Annotated in this window: 3 protein-coding genes and 1 pseudogene; all 4 read left to right on the top strand. The window is 66.4% G+C overall.

What is annotated here, in order from left to right:
• Window positions 1–558: HlyD family secretion protein (locus LPZ50_RS23720; RefSeq protein WP_230665310.1), on the top strand; the 558-nt coding region annotated here is incomplete at its 5' end.
• Window positions 555–1,502, top strand: a complete 948-nt coding sequence (locus tag LPZ50_RS23715) for an ABC transporter ATP-binding protein (protein ID WP_230665309.1) — start codon at window positions 555–557, stop codon at window positions 1,500–1,502. The genes LPZ50_RS23720 and LPZ50_RS23715, both read left to right, overlap by 4 nt.
• Window positions 1,499–2,644: an ABC transporter permease gene (locus LPZ50_RS23710; RefSeq protein ID WP_230665308.1), complete on the top strand. Its 1,146-nt coding sequence runs from the start codon at window positions 1,499–1,501 to the stop codon at window positions 2,642–2,644. Before LPZ50_RS23715 ends, LPZ50_RS23710 begins: the two co-directional genes overlap by 4 nt.
• A gap of 4 nt (window positions 2,645–2,648) precedes the next feature.
• Window positions 2,649–2,950 (top strand): annotated as a pseudogene (locus LPZ50_RS23705) (hypothetical protein); the annotation flags it as partial.

Here is a 2,950-nt window from a genome sequence, read left to right as displayed (position 1 = left end):
GGCATCGCCCGCGCCCAGTTGGACGACAGCCGGGCGCAGGCGCGGTCCGGCGCGGCGCGGGTGCGTGAACTGCAGGCCCAGCTGGAAGTATCCGCACTGCCCGGCCGCGCGCAGCAAATGGACGCGCAGCAGGCCCAGGTGGAAGTGGCCCGCGCGGCCCTGGCCCGGGCCGACTGGACGCTGGCACAGAAACAGGTGGCGGCCGCCCAGGATGGGCGCGTCTTCGACACCCTGTTCCGGCCCGGCGAATGGGTGGCCGCGGGCAGCCCCGTGGTGCGCATGCTGCCGCCCGGCAATATCAAGCTGCGCTTTTTCGTGCCCCAGGCCGCGCTGGGCGCGCTGCATGTGGGAGACCCCGTCACGGTCAGCTGCGATGCCTGCGGCGGCCCCATCCCGGCCCGCATCAGTTATGTGTCGCAGGAAGCCGAATACACGCCGCCGGTCATCTACAGCCGCAACAGCCGCAGCAAGCTGGTCTACATGGTCGAGGCGCACCCCGGGCCGCAAGACGCCGCCCGCCTGCACCCCGGCCAACCGGTAGAGGTCGCGCAGCCATGAGCCAGCCCGACTCCGACCTGGTGATCGACGTGCGCGGCCTGCACAAGCAGTTCGGCGACAAGCACGTGGTGAACGACGTGTCGCTGCAGGTGCGCCGCGGCGAGATCTATGGTTTCCTGGGCCCCAACGGCAGCGGCAAGACCACCTGCATACGCCTGATGTGCGGCCTGCTGACGCCCGATTCGGGCAGTGGCACCTGCCTGGGCTACGACATCCTGACCCAGAGCGCCGACATCAAGCGCCACGTGGGCTACATGACGCAGAAGTTCTCGTACTGGGAAGACCTGACCATCCGCGAGAACCTGGATTTCGTCGCACGCATGTACGACATGCCCAACCGCCGCCAGGTGGTGGACGAAGCGCTGCACGACCTGGGCCTGGAAAGCCGCGCCAACCAATTGACCGGCGCCTTGTCGGGGGGCTGGAAGCAACGCCTGGCGCTGGCCGCATGCCTGCTGCACCGGCCGCAGCTGCTGCTGCTGGACGAGCCTACCGCCGGCGTCGACCCCACCGCGCGGCGCGACTTCTGGGAAGAACTGCACACCCTGGCCGCGCGCGGCATTTCGGTGCTGGTCAGCACGCATTACATGGACGAGGCCGAACGCTGCCACAAGCTGGCCTATCTGGCCTATGGCCGCCTGCTGACGCAAGGCACGGCCGAAAGCGTCACGGCCGAACAGGGGTTGTCCACCTGGGCCATACATGGGCACAACCTGGTCACCCTGGGACAGAAGTTGCGCGACCGCCCGGCTGTGGAACAAACCGTGGCATTCGGCTCGTCGCTGCACGTCAGCGGCAAGGACCATACCCAACTGGAACAGACTTTGCGCCAGGCCGTGCAGGGCACCGAACTGCGCCTTGAACCGGTGGACACCAGCCTGGAAGACGTGTTCATTTACCTGATGAACCGCTCCACCGACAACTACGGGGGCAAGAAGCCATGACGGCCCGCGAAAAACGCTTCTCGTGGACGCGCTGGTGGAGCATGGTGCTGAAGGAATTCCTGCAGCTGCGGCGCGACCGCATCACGTTCGCCATGATCATCGGCATTCCCATCATGGAACTGGCGCTGTTCGGCTATGCCATCAATACCGATCCCAAGCAGATGCCCACCGCGGTGATCGTGTCCGACCACAGCGAGTTCACGCGCAGCTTCGTGGCGGCGATGAAGACATCCGACTACTTCGACATCGTCGAGGAACTGCCCAATGAAGAAGCCGGCCGCGCCGCGCTGGCGCAAGGCCGCGTACTGTTCGTGCTGACCATTCCGCCGGATTTCACGCGCAGCCTGCTGCGCGGCGAACGGCCGGCGCTGCTGATCGAGGCCGATGCCACCGACCCCACCGCCACCGGCCTGGCGGTGGGCGCGGCCGCGCAACTGAGCCAGACCGTTGCCCGCCGCGACCTGACCGGCCCGCTCGCCCACCTGGCGGGCGGCCGGCCCCCCTTTGAAGTGCGCGTGCACCGCTTGTACAACGAAGAACAGGTATCGCAATACAACACCGTGCCCGGCCTGATGGGCGTTATCCTGAGCATGACCCTGGTGATGATGACTGGGCTGGCCATGACGCGCGAGCGCGAGCGCGGCACCATGGAAAACCTGCTGGCCACCCCGGTGCGGCCGCTGGAAGTCATGACGGGCAAGATCGTGCCCTACATCATCATCGGCCTGCTACAGGCCACCATCATTCTGCTGGCGGCCCGCTACGTGTTCCATGTGCCGTTCATGGGCAGCCTGCTGGCGGTGTACCTGGCGGCGCTGCTGTTCGTGGCGGCCAACCTTACGGTGGGCATCACGCTGTCCTCGCTGGCGCAGAACCAGTTGCAGGCCATGCAGCTCACCATGTTCTATTTCCTGCCCAACATCCTGCTGTCGGGGTTCATGTTTCCATTCAAGGGCATGCCCGTATGGGCGCAGCACATCGGCAACCTGCTGCCCCTGACTTATTTCAACCGCCTGATCCGCGGCATCCTGCTCAAGGGCAACGGCTGGGCCGACCTGTGGCCGCATGTGTGGCCGCTGCTGCTGTTCACCATGGCGGTGATGGCGCTGGCCGTGAAATTCTATCGACGCACGCTGGACTGAAGCCATGGCGCATACCGCAATATCCACCCATTCCCGGCGCCTGGCCGTGCTGCCGGCGTGCCTGCTGCTGGCGCTGGCTGGCGCGGCGGCGATGGTCGCGGCGTTCTGGCTGGCGCAGCCGCTGTTCACGGGGCTGGGCAAGCTCAACCTGGTGATCTTCTTCGTCGGCATCGTCGCCGCCACCGTGTTCGCGGGCGTGCCGATCGCGTTCTCGTTCGCGCTGTCGACGTTCTCCTACCTGGCGCTGACCACCAACACGCCGATGCTGGTGATGGTGGACCGCCTGGACGAGGGCATGTCGCACCT

The sequence above is a fragment of the Bordetella petrii genome (assembly GCF_020991325.1).
Lineage (GTDB): Bacteria > Pseudomonadota > Gammaproteobacteria > Burkholderiales > Burkholderiaceae_B > Bordetella_A > Bordetella_A petrii_E.
Note: the sequence above shows the minus strand (reverse complement) of the source record. Positions and strands in the feature narration are given on the sequence as shown.

Coding starts and splice junctions, on each gene's coding strand:
- LPZ50_RS23715 (WP_230665309.1), top strand. CDS start 555: ATGAGCCAGCCCGACTCCGACCTGGTGATCGACGTGCGCGGCCTGCAC.
- LPZ50_RS23710 (WP_230665308.1), top strand. CDS start 1,499: ATGACGGCCCGCGAAAAACGCTTCTCGTGGACGCGCTGGTGGAGCATG.